The organism is Hahella sp. CCB-MM4 (assembly GCF_002260525.1).
In the GTDB taxonomy this organism is placed as follows: Bacteria; Pseudomonadota; Gammaproteobacteria; order Pseudomonadales; family Oleiphilaceae; genus Hahella.
The window spans coordinates 1-16,781 of sequence record NZ_MRYI01000032.1 but is presented as its reverse complement, the minus strand read 5'-3'; the positions used below and the strand labels follow the sequence as shown (position 1 = coordinate 16,781).

At 47.4% G+C, this 16,781-nt stretch carries 14 protein-coding genes and 2 pseudogenes; 10 read left to right on the top strand and 6 right to left on the bottom strand.

What is annotated here, in order from left to right:
- Both BTA51_RS30330 and BTA51_RS28415 read left to right on the top strand, forming a co-directional pair.
- Positions 1-722: hypothetical protein (locus BTA51_RS30330; RefSeq protein ID WP_094712474.1), on the top strand; the 722-nt coding region annotated here is incomplete at its 5' end.
- A gap of 12 nt (positions 723-734) precedes the next feature.
- Complete coding sequence (locus tag BTA51_RS28415) at positions 735-1,184, top strand: hypothetical protein (protein ID WP_094712473.1); 450 nt, start codon at positions 735-737, stop codon at positions 1,182-1,184.
- Here the strand turns inward: BTA51_RS28415 and BTA51_RS28410 are convergent.
- Positions 1,178-1,786, bottom strand: a complete 609-nt coding sequence (locus BTA51_RS28410; RefSeq protein ID WP_094712472.1) for a DUF4291 domain-containing protein — start codon at positions 1,784-1,786, stop codon at positions 1,178-1,180. The genes BTA51_RS28415 and BTA51_RS28410 overlap by 7 nt on opposite strands.
- 275 nt (positions 1,787-2,061) lie before the next feature.
- On the opposite strand from BTA51_RS28410, the pseudogene BTA51_RS30725 reads away from it, so the two are divergent.
- The 6 genes and pseudogenes from BTA51_RS30725 to BTA51_RS28375 form a co-directional block, all read left to right on the top strand.
- Positions 2,062-2,181, top strand: a pseudogene (locus BTA51_RS30725) (alpha-amylase family glycosyl hydrolase); the annotation flags it as partial.
- Positions 2,182-2,220: 39 nt separating this feature from the next.
- Entirely contained in the window at positions 2,221-2,715 is a 495-nt protein-coding gene (locus tag BTA51_RS28400; protein ID WP_094712471.1) for a hypothetical protein, read from the top strand.
- Between the two features lie 22 nt (positions 2,716-2,737).
- Positions 2,738-3,198: pseudogene (locus BTA51_RS30720) on the top strand (transposase); the annotation flags it as partial.
- Positions 3,199-3,616: 418 nt separating this feature from the next.
- Positions 3,617-4,507 carry a dienelactone hydrolase family protein gene (locus BTA51_RS28385; RefSeq protein WP_094712468.1) on the top strand — a complete coding sequence of 297 codons (891 nt, stop codon included), beginning with the start codon at positions 3,617-3,619 and terminating at the stop codon, positions 4,505-4,507.
- Positions 4,508-4,754: 247 nt separating this feature from the next.
- Positions 4,755-5,825 (top strand): DUF2914 domain-containing protein, encoded by a 1,071-nt coding sequence (locus BTA51_RS28380; RefSeq protein ID WP_094712467.1) that lies wholly within the window; start codon positions 4,755-4,757, stop codon positions 5,823-5,825.
- 8 nt (positions 5,826-5,833) lie between these two features.
- Entirely contained in the window at positions 5,834-6,145 is a 312-nt protein-coding gene (locus tag BTA51_RS28375) for a cyclic-phosphate processing receiver domain-containing protein (RefSeq protein ID WP_094712466.1), read from the top strand.
- Between the two features lie 3 nt (positions 6,146-6,148).
- Here BTA51_RS28375 and BTA51_RS28370 read toward each other — a convergent pair whose 3' ends face one another.
- Both BTA51_RS28370 and BTA51_RS28365 read right to left on the bottom strand, forming a co-directional pair.
- On the bottom strand, positions 6,149-7,183 hold the full coding sequence (locus tag BTA51_RS28370) for a restriction endonuclease (protein WP_094712465.1): 1,035 nt from the start codon (positions 7,181-7,183) through the stop codon (positions 6,149-6,151).
- Between the two features lie 69 nt (positions 7,184-7,252).
- Positions 7,253-10,963, bottom strand: a complete 3,711-nt coding sequence (locus BTA51_RS28365; protein ID WP_210404944.1) for a type I restriction endonuclease subunit R — start codon at positions 10,961-10,963, stop codon at positions 7,253-7,255.
- 342 nt (positions 10,964-11,305) lie between these two features.
- Here BTA51_RS28365 and BTA51_RS28360 point away from each other — a divergent pair, with 342 nt between their 5' ends.
- Together BTA51_RS28360 and BTA51_RS28355 are read left to right on the top strand one after the other, a co-directional pair.
- Positions 11,306-11,620 (top strand): helix-turn-helix domain-containing protein, encoded by a 315-nt coding sequence (locus BTA51_RS28360; RefSeq protein ID WP_168188327.1) that lies wholly within the window; start codon positions 11,306-11,308, stop codon positions 11,618-11,620.
- On the top strand, positions 11,617-12,852 hold the full coding sequence (locus BTA51_RS28355) for a type II toxin-antitoxin system HipA family toxin (protein WP_094712463.1): 1,236 nt from the start codon (positions 11,617-11,619) through the stop codon (positions 12,850-12,852). Before BTA51_RS28360 ends, BTA51_RS28355 begins: the two co-directional genes overlap by 4 nt.
- Before the next feature lie 31 nt (positions 12,853-12,883).
- Here BTA51_RS28355 and BTA51_RS28350 read toward each other — a convergent pair whose 3' ends face one another.
- Genes BTA51_RS28350 through BTA51_RS28340 form a run of 3 tightly spaced genes read right to left on the bottom strand, consistent with a single transcriptional unit; the run spans position 12,884 to position 16,309 of the window.
- Entirely contained in the window at positions 12,884-13,420 is a 537-nt protein-coding gene (locus tag BTA51_RS28350) for a hypothetical protein (RefSeq protein ID WP_094712462.1), read from the bottom strand.
- Complete coding sequence (locus BTA51_RS28345; protein WP_094712461.1) at positions 13,417-14,739, bottom strand: restriction endonuclease subunit S; 1,323 nt, start codon at positions 14,737-14,739, stop codon at positions 13,417-13,419. The genes BTA51_RS28350 and BTA51_RS28345 overlap by 4 nt, the downstream gene beginning before the upstream one ends.
- The gene (locus BTA51_RS28340) at positions 14,729-16,309 is read right to left on the bottom strand and encodes a class I SAM-dependent DNA methyltransferase (RefSeq protein WP_094712460.1); all 1,581 of its coding nucleotides are present in this window, start codon (positions 16,307-16,309) and stop codon (positions 14,729-14,731) included. Before BTA51_RS28340 ends, BTA51_RS28345 begins: the two co-directional genes overlap by 11 nt.
- Positions 16,310-16,781 lie beyond the last annotated feature (472 nt).

The following is a 16,781-nucleotide window of genomic DNA, read 5'->3' as shown; positions in this document are numbered from 1 at the left end:
AAGGCAATCTGTCAGCAGATCCCTATGAAAGCAACCTGGCCTACCTTGAATCAATAGCCTTTGGTTCAGCAGCGGTTCTTGGGGTAGGAGATCCTTTGACGATGGTGATGCCTGGGCCTCGGGTGGAGGTATCTTATGGGGGGACAGCTAGGCAGGTTTCAGTCGTTTCTGACAGCCCAACCAGAGTTAGCAGCGGCGCTGAAGATGTCATCCAATATCAAAAACTGAAAGATTACTATCGCTCTTTAGATGATCAAGCTGCAATTGGTGTTCCCTATAGCCGTTCGACAAATCCATATAGTATAGTTCAAGATTATGATCGTCTGGGTAATGAAATATTGTATCGCACGATGAGTAGTCGTGATTATGATAACTTCCTGATTACAGGAAAGGTTCCTGCGACAGGAGAGACTTTCATGTCTCCACTTGAAGCATACTCACGAGGTTATAATGGAACACTTGTTAGATATGCGGTTGAACCAGGTACTGCAGATAAACTGCTTTCTATTGGTGGATATGGAAACAAAGGCACTTTGCAATACTACCCTGAATTGCCCCATGCTGGTTCAGGTTGGACATCTGAAATGTCTCAGATTAAGTTGGAAGGCCAAGACATTTCTTATATAAATAGTGGAAATGGAGTCGTGAATACAGGGCTGGGACGTGGAGATGCATTAGATATTTTTAATAACAATATAATTAAATATGAAGTATTGAATTAATGAGCTGTTGATATGTTTTTGGATGAAAGTGGTTTTTTAGAACCGATGAAGCTGGTTTATGAGCTAAAGAAAGAGTTAGAAGCCAATCCCCAGAAAATGAGGGACGTACATGCTTTAACTTTAGATAAATCGAAGCCAAGTATGGGGCTTAGTGGACGAAATGGATTGTATGGTACTGATGAATGGTGGGAAAATATTGAGAAAAGTGTAATACCAACAAAGAAAGTTTCCGGCACTATAGAAGAGCTATACGTCGCAGGAATGGAAGCTGGCGAAGTAAATGAGTTTAAGTTTGTTTGTGATGATGACTGGTCTTCTAAGTCAGAAAGTATTTATTTTAATAATGAGGAAGATAAGGAATTATTTATACCGGGAAGTAGAGTTGAAATGCTCTACGTTTTAGAAGAGTTAAAAAATGGTATTAGATACCCCTTATTGCTCGAAATGGCCGTGTCTCAATAGACTCCTGACATTCCCAGAGATTTCATTAGTTTTCTATTTATATCGTAAGGAAACTCAACAGGAAGTAGCTTTTTAGCTGCTTCTATATTTTCTTGAATAACTAGTTCATAGGTCTTATGAGCTAGCTCGGTAACATCAGTAATGTTCTGAATCCACTCGTTAACATAAAGTGGTACGGCTTCATTAGTTAAGCCGATTTGAATTGTGCGGTGTTCTAAAGGCTTCATATGCATATTCCGCTCGGGGTCCCACTGAATACGAACGGGAGTTGCTTCTTTGACCTTTAGCCATTCCTCTTTGTCTTTATAATTGTTAGCTTCATGGCTAAGCAGGCTGTGTTCCAGCGTCCATTCAAAACCTTCCCTTGTAATGTCGATGGCTAGAATCCGCTTCTGGCCACTGTCTTTTTTGCCCCAGCCTGATCGATACATCATCCAGAGAAACGAAGGTTTAATCCAGGTCATGCGATTCATCTTGAACGGTGGTGAAACAAAGGTGCCATGTTTTAACGCTGAATCGGCAATGGCGTCATTGTAAGCTTGGTATACACGAATGGTTTTATCGTTATAAAAGGCTCGGATTTGTCGGGTAGAAGTCGTCATTGTTCACATGTTGTTTGCTAAATGTCGATTAGGCATATTAGGTTATCGAATAGAATTCTAAAGAGAAAGGGGAAATAGAGAGCAGAAAGTGGACACCTACAAACCGCAGAAAGAGAACCGCAGAAAGAGGACATTCATTGTAGCGGACGGGAAATAGGACATCCATAATGAGAGGGAAGCAGAAAAAGAAAAAAGGACTCCCACAAACCAGTTGACGGAGCCTTTCTCACTTCGTAATCTTGTGACTGTTTAAATATCCAGTATTGAGGTTAAGGATGACCCGGGCGAGAAAGGAACTCATATCACTCACCGATACCCGCTATTACCATTGTATTGCCCGTTGTGTTCGACGGGCGTTTTTGTGTGGCCATGATGAATTTGTAAACCTCAGTTATCACATAAAGGAATAACTCTGTTTCATTTTAAGGAGAATCATGAAGAAAAATCGTTTTTTCCGTTCGGATGTTGTTATATTTTTAGCTTTCGTGTTGAGCGTGTTTTCAATGACGGGCTGTGTGAACTATGAAAAGTACTATGAGAAGTATGAACCAAAGAACTTTGAAATGGAGTTTGGAGTTTTGGAATGGGATACCAAAGGAAACACCGTTGTCAGACAGGTTGATACAATTCCCTATGTAACCGGAAGAATTCCTCAGACTTTTGGATATTTGATAAAACCACTTTCCTCGCCTCAGTTTAGTTATCACGCGAAAGTGCTGGTGCCCGGCAAGTCAAAGTTAGTTCAGGGGGAAGTTGAAGAGATTCAGGAACAGGCGGATTCTTTCAGTTACACCTCGAACATTGCGCATGGAAACGGTGCATCCAGGTTTGAAATGTGGCTCAACCCTGGAGACCCTAAAGGGGTCTACCGAGTTCAGCTGTTTATCAACAATGAACTGGCAGATGAACGCGAATTTATTGTTGAATAGCTCGAAGTAGTTTTACTTTATTCGCGTATTGTATGGGGCCAAGAGTTGGTCGAAAGCCCGTGCCATTCTGGCCAAGCTGGAAGTTACTGACAAAGGCCCCAATCCGCGCTTTGTGGTCAGCAGTTTGTGGGAAGATAAACGAGTCCTCTACCGGAATCTGTATTGTGCTCGTGGCGACATGGAGAATCGGATCAAGGATACTCAACTGGACCTGTTCGGTACCCGCACCTCTAGTCCGAAGTGGCGGACCAATCAATGGCGCATGCTGCTCTCGACCTATGGCTATCTGCTCTCGAGGCTCTGAGAAAGTACCTCCGTGGTACAGAGTGGGCCAAGGCTTCCATCAACACCCTTCGACTCCGGTTACTCAAAATCGGGGCGGTGATTATCCGCAACACACGTCGCATACGCTTCCTGCTAAGTGATGCGTATCCTCATCAGGAACTTTTTGCTGGGATTGTTCAGCGCTTGAGAGCCACATAGCTTCACCGGGCGGCCCCGGCCCGCAGCAATGGGGTAAGGGGTAGTTGTGCCTGAAATTTGGTTTAACGGATAAGGTGGGTGGGTCTTGAGAAAAAAGAATGCTCTAAGTCACCCGATGAGCTGGTGGATCAAAAATTCTTTGAATGTTATCCGGTCGCAAATAGCTTAATAGAATGGCTGTCACATTGCTATTGGAAGTCAATCGAAAATCCCCGGTTCATAGATATGGCGAACTTTGCCTGAAATCAAAGATCAGAATTATAAGGAAATTGTTCATCAGCTGGAATGGGCTGCCTTGTCATCTATTGGTGCCAATTTAAGGAAATGCCCGCCGGATTTCTTCTTCGTGTGGACGAATTCGGTTGAATAATATACAACTTATACTGGAAAGTTTGTTCCTGTTGAAAGGAAAAATACCATGAATGATCAGCAACCTGTAAACATTCCACAAATTGCTTTTGATTGGTATGACGAATACGCCCACGGCGATATTGACCGCCGAACGTTTCTGGCGCGGCTGGGTACATTGTCAGTGGCGGGGCTGAGTTTGAGTGTGATCACCAGTGCCCTCACGCCAGATTATGCACTGGCTGAACAGGTCTCCTTTAACGACCCGGATATTCTGGCGACTTATGAGGAATTTGACTCACCAAAGGGTTACGGTAAAGGTCGGGGCTATTTTGTCAAACCTAAAGCTCTTTCCGGGAAGGGACCTGCAGTGCTGGTGGTTCATGAAAACCGTGGATTGAACCCCTATATTGAAGACGTGGCCCGTCGCCTTGCCAAAGTGGGGTATATCGCTTTTGCACCTGATGCCTTGTATACCCTGGGGGGATATCCCGGTAACGATGATCAGGGGAGAGAAATGCAAAAGTCCCTCGATAGAGGCAAGATCGAGCAGGACTTTATGGCGGCTGCCAAATTCCTGAAGTCCCACCCAGGGAGTAACGGCAAGCTCGGGGTTGTCGGGTTTTGCTTTGGCGGGTATATCACTAATATGCTGGCAGCTACATTGCCGGAGATACTGAATGCCGCCGTACCATTTTATGGAACGCCAGCGCAGGAGTCCGTGATCGGGAACGTCAAGGGGCCTCTATTGTTGCAGTTTGCGGAACTGGACAATAGGGTCAATGCCACCTGGCCAAGCTATGAAGCGTTACTGAAAGAGAAAAAAGTGGATTATCAGGCTTATATCTATCCCGGTGTGAACCATGGATTCCATAACGACTCAACAGGTCGCTATGATAAAGCTGCAGCGGAACTGGCTTGGTCTCGAACCCTGGAGTTTTTTAAAAAGCACTTAGGTTAGTGGGCTCTTGATTTACCTAGAGCACGGGTGAGAAGTCAGAACCTTCATGTGAAGCGCTTCTGCTTCTTGCCACTTTTGCATCCGAGGAGGGTGGGAGCATGGGGCAAATTAAGCGTCAAATGATCTATCAATTCTGAGGTTTATGGCTAGACTGTGCATTACCAAAGCTGTACAAGTTTGGTTCGATGTTGTTATAGACTGATAAAAGACTATATCTTCGATTTACAGGTCAATTTCAAGGAACGCTATGCCTGCGCAACACCAATCTACAGGGTCTCGGAATATCAATAATCAACAATCACTTAGTTCACAATCAGAGAGCTTCACTAAACCGGAAACAGCCATTCATTGGGATCGCATCATTATCATTGGTGCCATCGCATTATTGGGCGTTGTGTTGGTCGGTCTATTGGTCGCTAAATATTTGGATCGTGAAGCTAAAATAGCCCCTGTTTCCCAGCCGAATTTTATGGGGGAAGTTCAAGCTCCTTCCACCGGAAGCCAGCAAGATAAGCCTCTGCCGGTTATCAAAAGCGTGGAGACTGATAGGCCTGTTGCTCCCCCTTCTCCAGAATTAGCTGAAGAACCAACAACCGTTGCAGAAGACGATACTGGAACCCTTATAGACTTGGCGGCACCTCAGGAAACTGAAACCCCGCCTTCCATGGACGTTTCTTCTGATGAAATAGAGCTTGCAGATGCTATGGCCTCGACAGAAGCCTCTGAGCCATTGCCGATAGTCGAAACGTCGTTCACGCTCGATAGAGAGTCCTCTCTAGAGGCTAACGCCAACGAAGGTGTCCTTGAGACAACTGAAATACAAGCTCCAATCGAGAATGTAGAGGAAACCGTTGTTGAAGATGAAAATGCCTCAACGGAAGAGGTGCAAGTAGAAATTCAGCCTGCCCCAGAAACCGTGACCATTACGAAAGCAGAAATCGTGACCCTCGCGGAAGCAGAAAGCACCGGCCTAAAGACCGAAGTCTTTTCAGAACACATCGGCCGCATTCAACTGGCCTGGAATGTGGAAAACTACGAACCCGTTGACCTCATTGACTCTTCTATCAACCTGGATGGTAGGGATCTTGTCAAAGTTCACCTATTCACCGTGCTCAGAGATCTTATCGACACCACCGTCTACCACGACTGGTACAAGAACGATCAGCGAGTCGCCCGTGTGGAGATCAAACCGTTCCTCACCCCGATGCGGGCAACATCCATTAAAAAAATCAGTCCCTATATGCTCGGCAAGTGGCGCGCAGAAGTGGTGACGGAGCAGGGAGAGCTGCTGGCCAGGGTGTTTTTTGAGGTGAATTGAGGTTACTCATGAAAGTCTATCTCGACGATGAAAGAGAAACACCCGAAGGCTGGACCCGAGTGTACTGGCCAGAGGAAGCCATTGCGCTTTTGCAGACAGGCAAAGTCGAAGAAATCAGCTTGGACCATGATCTTGGTGACGATGAGCACGGGACTGGCTACGACGTTGTGCTATGGATTGAAGAGCAAGTCATCACCAATGGCTTTAATCCACCGAAAATTAGAGTGCATTCAGCGAACTCTTCTGCGCGGGAGAAGATGGAGGCGGGGATTGGGAATATTGAGAGATATTCTTGTGGCTCTCCTCTGCACAATTCCTAGTTCCTATTCCACATGCGCAATAGTCCAAATACGTTTGAAGGGGAGTTCTGCTTTAATTTCTTCATCCAGTTTGTCGTAATACTGAAACAATTGCTCCAGAAGGTCTTGTTGAGTCCATAAACGAACCAGGAAAAAACTGGATGCCAGTTCTTTCTGTACATTCTGGCGATAGCCTCCCCAGGAAATGAACAAACCTTGGGTCGCGTTGAATTTGGTCATGGCGCCCATTAGTTTGTCGATGGTCGGTCTGTCAGTTAGTTCTGCGCCTGACTTTACCTCAACGCAAATTCGTTGTGATCCAAACCCCATAGGCCCATCTCCGGCAAGGATATCTACACCCCCATCGGCACCTTCTGGGCTTTGCCAGCAGGTATAGCCTTGCGCTTCTAAAATGGCTTTAACCAATCGGGTAAGGTTATGTCCTTTAAATTTTGCCTCAATCAACTTAATGATCTGTGAATGTCCCAAATCCTCTAAATTTGATTCGGCCAGCTCGTCATTTGCGTCGTCAGCTTCAGACGGCTGGGCTATGACTTGTTTTCGGGTCTCGGAAGTCCAACCATTTGCCTCCATTAGAGCGATTCGTGCTTCTGCATTGTTGCGTGTGATGCGGCAAATCGTTAAAAAGGCGCCGAAGCTATACAGCAAGTCCTGCGAGAAGTTAGTTCTAGGTACTGGATTGGGTTGCCATTCAACGCTTCGCCAATGAAAAAATGGGTTAACTTCATCTGGTTGATGATGGTAATCAGAGGTGATCTTTCCAACGTAAATTACGGGCTGAAGTTTGGAGGGCAAAATGACAGTGTCCCCCAACTGCATTGCGTGCACAAAAGGCCATATCTGGCTGGCATGGTTGGTGAGCTTTTTAGGTTTGGCATCGGTATCCAATGATGCTAGCTCGCGAATCAAAACGTCTCTGTCAGGAATTTGATCCAGAGCGGTATTCAGATCATCCCAGGTTAGATAGATGCGTCCGTCCTGAAGGAATTTTTGCTCGTATTCGCCTTGTGAACCTGCTCGAACTAACCAGACTGCCATATTTTCATCCCTTTTAATTGATCTGTTTTAATAAACTGCTGATTGCCAGCCTTTGCAAAATGATACTTGCTAATCCGGTCTCTGAAGTTGCTCCAGGAGTTGTCCGGGTTGATTCAACAAGGCTGGATTCCTTTCCAACAACAGCAGTTGATCTGTTGTCAGTATTTGAGACGTCACCTGTGATTCACCGTTTACTGTGAGCTTGATAATAACAAGAGAACCGATCAAAGCAGCCGCCTGTGATACGTCTTTGAGTGAGTTGATTAAAGCCGCGGCAGCTTCCGAGTTGTTTCTGTTTACTTCAGATTGCACTTTCTCGATGTTGGCCAATTCAATCGCTTTCTGTGCCTTCATCAAGGTCTGCTGGGCTTCATCAGAGTTGTAAGCTTTCTGAATGATCTTGATGCCTTTACGTATCCATGAGCCTCGAAAAAAGGTTCCATCATCAGATAACGCCAGGCCACAGGACCAAACAAACGCCTTGTATTGTTCAAAAGCATTTTGGGCGATATCAAGATCGTCGGTATTAAAGAACAGATGCCCATTATAGGTATACGTTTTGAGGGTATTCTTTTGGTACTTTCTAAAGTTCTCCGCCTGCTCAAAGATTTCCTTGTACACCTCATCATGGGCAATCGGGGGATAGCCATACTTGGCGAGCACCAGGATCAGAGCCACCTTCAACTCGGCCTTGATATCGTCACGTTGGTTCCAGTCGGTGTATTGGGTCTTATCCTCTACCACACCTCTCACCGCGGATGACAGCGCTATCAACTTGTCTTCCGGGTAGGAGAAATCATATTTATGAGCCAGCTTTTTCAGAATGTCGTAGAAGGCTTTTTCTTCAAGATCAATGCCCATGTCGGCGAAGGAGGCTTTCTCCTTCTTGAGGGCTTGAATCAGGTCGATAATTTCGTCAGAAAAGTCTTCCAGTACATTGCTGACGAGAACGTCATCTTCCTTGCGCTCGTTGTAGTGCTCAACCAGCTTGCGGAACTTCTCGGCAAAGTCGACGCCCTTGGTTTTATTGATTCTTCTGAAGTCTTCAATGGCCCGTTCCAAAAGCTTTTGCAGAAGTTTGATTTTAGTATTCGGCAGTTTGATCTTTTCTATCTTGGCTAAATAGTCATCATCAAAGATGTCCATCTCGCCGGATTCTTCATCGCCTAATCGGAAGATCTCTTCCACGCCATCCGCCTTCAGGGCTTCCGCAATCATCTCGCGTACGCGGGCATTCATTTGGGTGATGTCCGGTGCGGTCCCTCGGGTCAACTTAAAGACGATGGAACGAACGGCCAGATAAAAGTGTATCCAGTCCCGTTCCTTCTGGTTGATCGCTTCAGAACCGCTGCAGATGTCGTAGGCGGCCTTGAGGCGTTTTACCAACGCCATAAATCGTTTTTCGATTTTATCTGTAATCTGAACAAACTCAGCCGCCATGTTCAAACAGTTAAGTTGTTCAATCGGGCTGCCATCAAAGTAGGGCTGGGTATCGAATTTATGGAAGAGTTTGCCTAACAGGTCGAGGTGATCTTTCACCACGACGACCGATTGTTGAATCTCTTCGAAATTCTGCTGATCGGCTTTGTTGTAATGGGCCAGCGCCAGATTCATCTGCTTCTTGATGCCGATGTAATCGACCACCAGGCCTTTTTCTTTACCCTCAAATTTTCGGTTAACCCGTGAGATGGTCTGGATCAGGTTGTGGCGTTGAATTGGCTTGTCGATATAGATGGTGTCCAGAAAGGGGACATCAAATCCGGTGAGCCACATATCCACGACGATGGCGATCTTGAAGTTGGATTTGGGGTTTTTAAACTGTCGGTCCAGCTCCTTCCGGTAGTCCTGGGTGCCGAGCATTTCATAGAGGGCTTTTTCATCATCTTTGCCACGAGTCATGATCATCTTGATCCGCTCGATGGGTTTGATTTCTTTTCGTTCCTGCTCGGAAAGGCTTGCTCCGGTGTCACAAGCTAATACTTCATTCCATTGGGGGCGCAGAGCGGTGACTTCTTTCCAGAACTGATAGGCAATATCCCGGCTACTGCTGACAAACAGTGCCTTGCCTTTTACGCTGGCGCCTTCCTCAATACGTTTCTCGTAATGGTGAACAAAGTCGATAGCCAGAGCCTTCAGACGATCAGGATCTCCCAGAATCAGCCGCATATTGGCGCTGGCTTTTTTGCTTTCCTCAATCTGGTAATCGTTAGCACCATCCTCAGCACACTGGGCGTAGTACTCTTCAATCTCTTTGAGTTTATCGTTGTCCAGTATGACTTTCGCTGCACGGCCTTCATACACAATGCGGACGGTGATCTCATCTTTGACGGATTCGGTCATGGTGTAGCTGTCCACCACCTCCCCGAATACATCCAAAGTAGCATCGACAGGGGTACCGGTAAAACCGACATAGGTGGCGTTGGGGAGAGAGTCATGCAGATATTTGGCAAAGCCATAAGTGCGTTTGACCCCGCTTTCGGTGACCCTCAATTTCTGGTCCAGATTAATCTGGCTCCGATGTGCCTCATCGGAAATGCAGATCACATTAGAGCGATCCGTAAGCCGCTCAGTATCTTCGGTAAACTTATGGATGGTGGTCAGGAAAACCCCGCCACTATTGCGGCCCTTGAGAAGCTCTCGCAGATGCTCGCGGCTTTCCACACTGATAACGGTATTATCGCCAATGTATTCCTTGGCGTTAGTGAATTGGGCGGAAAGCTGATCATCCAGATCTATACGGTCGGTAATCAGCACAATGGTCGGGCTTTCAAAGGCCACACTTTTCATCAGCAGGCGGGTTAAGAACAGCATGGTGAAGCTCTTACCGCACCCGGTTGCGCCAAAATAAGTGCCGCCTTTCCCATCGCCTTCCGGTTTACGATGCTTGAGTATGTTCGCGTAGAGCTTTGTTGCTGCGTAATACTGTGGATAACGGCAAACGAATTTCGCCTCGCTTTTGGAGACATCCGGGAAATGGATAAAGTGGCGAATGACCTCACGAAGCCGGGTTTTATTGAAGAGCCCCTCAAGCATCGTATGCAGGGCGTTAATACCATCCTGCTCTATAGACTCATTACCCGTTACCTTGCGCCAGGTGTAGTAGAAGTCGTAAGGGGCAAACAGCGAACCCATGCGGGTATTCACACCATCACTGATAACGCATAAAGCGTTGTACTTCATCAGCTCGGGAATATCACGGGTATAACGGGTAGTGAGCTGTGTATAGGCGTCGTAGATAGTGGCCTCTTCCCGAATGGCACTTTTAAACTCAAAGACCACCAGCGGCAGGCCGTTGATATAGAGAATGGCATCGGGAATCCGTTTCTCCTTACCTTCAATCTCCAGTTGGTTGACGAGCCGGTAAATGTTGCTTTCGTAAGGAGTAGGTGGGTAATCAATGGCGAGGGTTTCTACTTCACCGGAAGAGGGAATCCGTTGTTCGGGTAAACCCGCATAGTCGATCAATTGGACATAAAGATCTTTTTTGGTGCGGTCTTCCCGTTTCAGGAGGAAGCCATCGGCGACGCGTTTATGAATGGTCTTATTGCTGTCGTAGAGATCTGCTGCCGGCAGTTTTTCCAGTTGTTGGATAACCGTTGCAATTTCGCCGGGGGTGATGGCATCGCGCTCGTAACGTTTCGCCAAAAATGCCCGCAGATCCTCTTTTAACAGAACCTCGGTGGGCGACCTAACCAGGCTGCTGCCTGAGTAATGGGGATAGCCCTGTTCTTTCAGTAATTGAATGATGGCCTGTTCCAGCTTGGCTTCATTAAAACTCATAGATGTCCTACCCACCTGACCCTTTTCGGGCCAAAATCTCCGTTTTATGGTTTTTACCGACCTATTGTTGCTACTGTCGCACAAATTGCGAAAATTTCCAGTAAATCCAAACACTTCCTCATCATTAGAATGCCAACGATTCCGCAAATTCAGCTCACTATTCATCCATGCGGAGCCGATTTTGGCGTTGTTCGTTAAAGTGAGTATCAACTATTCTGGCACCTGTACTTACCAAAATGCTGGAAAATGGTCACTGTAGGTGTCAGTCTTGATAATTGCATGTTTTTTCTTTGATCACTACACTTACCATATTGGTAAAAAATGATAACTGCAGTGACCAGCATGGATTCAAAGCCCAATTCAAAACGCAGCGCGGTGGTTTTCCCCAAAAACCAGAAGATTCTGACGCAACTTGGTGAGAACATTAAACTCGCCCGAAAGCGTCGTCATTACACCCAGTCACTGGTTTCTGAACGGACCGGGCTGAGTCGCTTAACCGTGCGTAAAATCGAGCAAGGGGATGCTAAGGTATCCCTAGGGCACTATGTCGCGGTACTCAGTGTGCTCGGCCTGGTGGAAGATCTGGCGAAAGTGGCCAGTGACGATGAGCTGGGGCGCAAACTCCAGGATATTAAATTGATGGGCGGGTCATCATGAACAGGGAAGTTTATGTCTATGCGGATTGGGAGGGGCTTGATGCGCCTGCCTTGGTCGGCACCTTGAGATCAACGAGCACCAGAACCAAAGAACATTTCAGCTTCTGTTATGATGCTGCCTGGCTGACATCTCCCACTGCCCAGCAGATCGATCCGGATCTTCACCTCTATACCGGTGAGCAACACAGCCACGATGCCAATAATTTTCGGGTGTTTCTGGATTCCTGCCCCGACCGCTGGGGAAGGTTGTTGATGAAGCGACGTGAGGCCATTCTGGCCCGCCAGGAAGAACGTCAATCCCGAGTGTTGTTGGAAGTGGATTACCTGTTGGGTGTCCATGATCTCTATCGACAGGGCGCGTTACGCTTTAAAACGGCGTTGGATGGCGAATTTCTGGATAACGATGAACGTCTGGCTGCGCCGCCCATGTCCTCACTCAAAGAACTGGAATATGCGGCACAACAGGTGGAAGCCAGTAACAGTGATGATCCGGAATATATAAAGTGGCTCTACATGCTCATGTCACCCGGCTCTTCGCTTGGCGGGGCTCGTCCAAAAGCCAGTGTGGTGGATGATGAGGATCACTTATGGATTGCCAAATTTCCCAGCCAGCATGATGATGTGGATATCGCCGCTTGGGAATACCTGACCTATCAGCTTGCGTTAAAGGCCGGAGTTCAGATGGCCCCTTGTCGGATCGATAAGTTCAACAGCCATCACCATACTTTTCTGACCCGGCGCTTTGACCGGACAGAGGCCGGACGCCTTCACTTCACCTCTGCGCTGACCCAGCTTGGTTATTACGATGGGGCTTATGAAGCCAGCTATCTTGAACTGGCCCAGTTCCTGACAGACCAGGGGGCCAACACCAAACAGGATCTGGTGCAACTGTGGCGCCGCATTGTGTTTAATATTGCCGTATCCAATACCGATGATCATTTGCGGAATCATGGCTTTATTTATCACGACGGCGGCTGGATGCTGTCACCTGCCTACGATATCAACCCGGTCACACCTGCCAGCGGTTTGCATCTCAATATCTCGGATAATGACAACCGTCTCGACTACGATCTGGCTATGGACGTCATCGACTTTTTTCAGCTACAGAAAGCGCAAGCCGAAAAGATTAAGGAGGAGGTGCTGGTTAGTGTCAGGCAGTGGAAATCGGTGGCGGCGACCATTGGCATCAGTCGCGGAGAGCAAAGCACTATGGCGCCGGCATTTCGAGTGTGAGCATTTCGAGTGTGAGCATTTCGAGGTTGGATTATTCAGCCTTTTCCAACAAAGACAACATCGCTTTAGTAGGCCAGACGCAATCCTTTATTCCCTTGATGGTACAGGGGCGTTCCGCCAGCCAGGCGCTGGTACTGTAAGGTAACAGATCTGCCACCGAACTCCTGTTAAACCAAAGCCGGGTTTCCAGATCCTGCGTCATCTGGTTCATGGTGCCTTGCACGGAACGGTTACAATCGCTGTCGCACACTAACGGTGCCAGAAAGCGTTCTGCCTTGTCTAATGCCTGTTCGCTGGCACTCACCTTGAGTAGGGTATTCATGAAAACATCGGTAAAGTGCCAGTCCAGTCTGGCGAAATCCGCTTTCTTCAAGCTTGGCGCAAACAGCGGAAAGCGGGTGGCGTCATGCACGAACAACACGCATTGACGACGTTGCAGAATAATCAAGTTGGCGTGCCAACCGCTTAATGGGCTTTCCGTAGCAGTACATTCCTGATTGGGAAGTGTGCCGCTTTCATTTAGCGGTAGCTTGGCGAGCAATTTTTTCGTGCAGTGAAGGCGGATCATGACGCCTCCAGGGCGTTCTCAACAGCGGCTTCTGCGTCGGGAATTTGAAGTTGGCCGGAGAGGAGTTTTGGGAGTAAGTTGTCTCGAAGCCCCTCTATTACAATATTTTGTTTTTCCAATTGCTTTTTTTTCAAAAACATATTTTCGACAAACATATCGTAGTGGGTGATTACAGTTGTTGGGGCTGCTATGAGTGGAATGTTGTGAACATGATTACGATTCAGGGTTGGAACGGCTGAACCTGAGTTATATTGATCTAAAGGTAATGTCTGTAATAAGAAATAAGCGTGGTAGGGAGATGATTTTTTATACTCCTTAATCCATAAAGTGGTATTTAAAGGCCAGAAATTTTCAATAACTAAGCATACCTCACCTAACTTTCCACTTCTTCCTGTTGTCACGCCGGGGCCAGCCACTTTGTATTCTGCGTGTGTTCCATCCGGTCCGCTTGCTGCAATTAATGGAAACGCACCATCAGTTCGATTGTTTTTTGGTAAGTCATATCCTCTTTGCAGTATGAGTATGTCGCCTAAAGTAACCTGTGCCCACCCCTCCGGCACCCACCCCATCTCTTCATTAAACACAAAACTGCTGGGAAAGAGTTTCTGAATCTCCGCTGGCAGCGGCTGGCGCTGGTCGCCAAGGGCGGCGCGGCGCTGGGCTTTGGCTTGCAGTTCCTCGGGGATGGGATGGCCGGCGGCGATGGCGTTATCGATGACCGGATCAAAATCCACAAACCAGCTTTTAAACAACGCCTGGGCCATGGATTCCAGGGTGGTGTTGATTTGGCAGTTTAGTTCGATTTTGTTGTCTAAACTTGAAAGAATACCTGCGATATTCTTTTGTTCTATTAGTGGGGGAAGGTTTAGTTCGAATTTTAAGCAATCACCTACGCGAATGTGACTAACTACAGAACCTGAGCCTTCATGCATGCGAAATTGGTGCTGCAAATCGGGAGATAGAAAGGTGTATACCAGGAAATCTGGATCGAGTAATGTGGGACTGGCCCTGTATTGCATTAGTCTCTGACCGAGAAACAGCTTCTCATTGGCCTTGACGATACCTACTTCGCCAAGAGGCGCTTCACGGGTTAGCAGAACATCGTTTATTTTGACTTCGGCTCTACGAGTCCATTTTTCAAAGGTTTCAGCAGTTACAAACTTACAATCTTCAATAGATACCCTACCTCCTTTGACATTTGGGGTTCGCAGCATCTTGTATGGTGTTTTATAGTCAACAGTTGGCGCTGTTTTATTGACACAATCAACAATAAGATCACAGACCTCAGCAATTTGAACTCTAGGCCATTTACTTCCCATAACCTAACCCTTCCAAATTCCGTTGAATTACAGCATCCAACTTTTCCGATTCCGCCATTTGCCGATAAAGGGTTTGAGTCAACTCCCGCATTTTCTCTTCAAATACTTCGCCATCATCTTCCACTTCGGCAGCGCCTACATAGCGGCCCGGTGTTAAAACATAGTCGTTGGCTTTGATCTCTTCCAACCTAGTGGCTTTGCAGAAGCCGGGGACATCTTCATAAACGCCATCTTTGGCCTCCCCACGCCAGGCGTGATAAGTGCGGGCGATTTCGGCGATATCCTCTTCGGTAAGGTCTTTATGGACCCGGCTGATCATGGAGCCCATATTGCGGGCGTCGATAAACAGGGTTTCGCCCTGACGGTTGCGGAAGGGTTCCCGTTCATCGTGGAAATGCTGTTCCTTTTTGTTTTTGGTCAGGAACCAGAGACACACCGGAATCTGTGTGGTGTAGAACAGTTGGCCGGGTAGGGCGATCATGCAATCCACCAGATCGTTTTCGATCATCTTTTTGCGGATTTCCCCTTCACCCTTGGTGTTGGTGCTCATGGAGCCATTCGCCAACACAAAACCGGCGACGCCGTTTTCGGATAATTTGCTGACCATGTGCAGAATCCAGCCAAAGTTGGCGTTACCGGTGGGCGGCACATCGTAGCCGGACCAGCGCGGGTCGTTGGTCAGCTCATCGGGGCCGCGCCACTCTTTCAAGTTGAACGGGGGATTGGCCATGATAAAGTCGGCTTTCAGATCCGGATGCTGATCTTTAAAGAACGTATCGGCGGGTACTTCTCCCAGGTTGGCGGAGATACCGCGAATCGCCAGGTTCATTTTGGCCAGCTTATAGGTGGTGCTGGTCTGCTCCTGGCCGTAGATGGAGATGTCCTTTTTATTACCGCGGTGGTTTTCCACAAACTTCACCGACTGCACAAACATACCTCCGGACCCGCAACATGGATCGTAAATTTTGCCATGGTAGGGTTCGATCATTTCGGCGATCAGTTTGACCACACACTTGGGAGTATAGAATTCGCCCCCACCTTTGCCTTCGGTCGCCGCGAATTTGCCCAGGAAGTATTCGTAAACGCGCCCGACCACGTCTGTTTCATTGTCTTCCACTGTGTCGATGTTATTGATGGAATCGATCAGGGCAGCCAGCTTGCTGACATCCAGCCCCAGACGGGAGAAATAGTTATCCGGCAGCGCGCCGCGCAGGGATTTATTGTTCTTTTCCACGGTATGCAGGGCTGTGTCGATCTTGACGGCAATGTCATCCTGCTTGGCGTTCTTGCTGATAAACTCCCAGCGGGATTCTTCCGGCAGATAGAACACATTTTTCATGGTGTAAAAATCAACCATATCCACGTAGCTGCCGTGGCCTTCTGCAATCAGTTCCTGCCGGCGTTCTTCAAACTTGTCGCTGATGAATTTCAGAAAGATCAGAGACAACACCACGTGCTTGTATTCAGACGATTCCACGCTGCCGCGGAGCTTGTCGGCGGTGTCCCATAGAGTTTGTTCGAAACTTCTCTGTTTCTTGTTCGCTGTGCTTTTTTCGGTTCTTTTTGCCATGGAAATAACTTTGGTTGCGGTAAGCCTTTATTCGGGTCTGCATATTACACGTAAAGCCCCTGTTAAGGACATGCCAAGGTGAAGCGAAGAGTCTCTGGTTATGCTGAAAGCTTCCCTGAGGAGGTCGAGAATATTCGTCTCGAAGGGTATGATCTTCGTTTGTTAAAACTGAGTAGCAAGCATTGATCTAAGGAACCGCTGTAAAACGTTGGCGAGGCGCCAGTGCGAGGGAAAAGCGTAGTTTATCGTAAATAAATGAGCATTTTGAGCTGACTTCTGACGCCACAATGGTGTAACGCAGGTAATTTTCAGAGTTACCTTAAACAAGTGGTGGAGGAATAAAGTGGGTTCTACCCCGTGACTGCGGACACTTCTAAAAAGAGGCACAATGTGCCAAAGGAGTGTTTATGAGCAAACGCAAAAAATATAGTCCAGAGTTCAAGCGTGAAGCAATTGCTTTGACCAGACAACC

Coding starts and splice junctions, on each gene's coding strand:
- BTA51_RS28415 (WP_094712473.1), top strand. CDS start 735: ATGTTTTTGGATGAAAGTGGTTTTTTAGAACCGATGAAGCTGGTTTAT.
- BTA51_RS28410 (WP_094712472.1), bottom strand. CDS start 1,786: ATGACGACTTCTACCCGACAAATCCGAGCCTTTTATAACGATAAAACC.
- BTA51_RS28400 (WP_094712471.1), top strand. CDS start 2,221: ATGAAGAAAAATCGTTTTTTCCGTTCGGATGTTGTTATATTTTTAGCT.
- BTA51_RS28385 (WP_094712468.1), top strand. CDS start 3,617: ATGAATGATCAGCAACCTGTAAACATTCCACAAATTGCTTTTGATTGG.
- BTA51_RS28380 (WP_094712467.1), top strand. CDS start 4,755: ATGCCTGCGCAACACCAATCTACAGGGTCTCGGAATATCAATAATCAA.
- BTA51_RS28375 (WP_094712466.1), top strand. CDS start 5,834: ATGAAAGTCTATCTCGACGATGAAAGAGAAACACCCGAAGGCTGGACC.
- BTA51_RS28370 (WP_094712465.1), bottom strand. CDS start 7,183: ATGGCAGTCTGGTTAGTTCGAGCAGGTTCACAAGGCGAATACGAGCAA.
- BTA51_RS28365 (WP_210404944.1), bottom strand. CDS start 10,963: ATGAGTTTTAATGAAGCCAAGCTGGAACAGGCCATCATTCAATTACTG.
- BTA51_RS28360 (WP_168188327.1), top strand. CDS start 11,306: ATGGATTCAAAGCCCAATTCAAAACGCAGCGCGGTGGTTTTCCCCAAA.
- BTA51_RS28355 (WP_094712463.1), top strand. CDS start 11,617: ATGAACAGGGAAGTTTATGTCTATGCGGATTGGGAGGGGCTTGATGCG.
- BTA51_RS28350 (WP_094712462.1), bottom strand. CDS start 13,420: ATGATCCGCCTTCACTGCACGAAAAAATTGCTCGCCAAGCTACCGCTA.
- BTA51_RS28345 (WP_094712461.1), bottom strand. CDS start 14,739: ATGGGAAGTAAATGGCCTAGAGTTCAAATTGCTGAGGTCTGTGATCTT.
- BTA51_RS28340 (WP_094712460.1), bottom strand. CDS start 16,309: ATGGCAAAAAGAACCGAAAAAAGCACAGCGAACAAGAAACAGAGAAGT.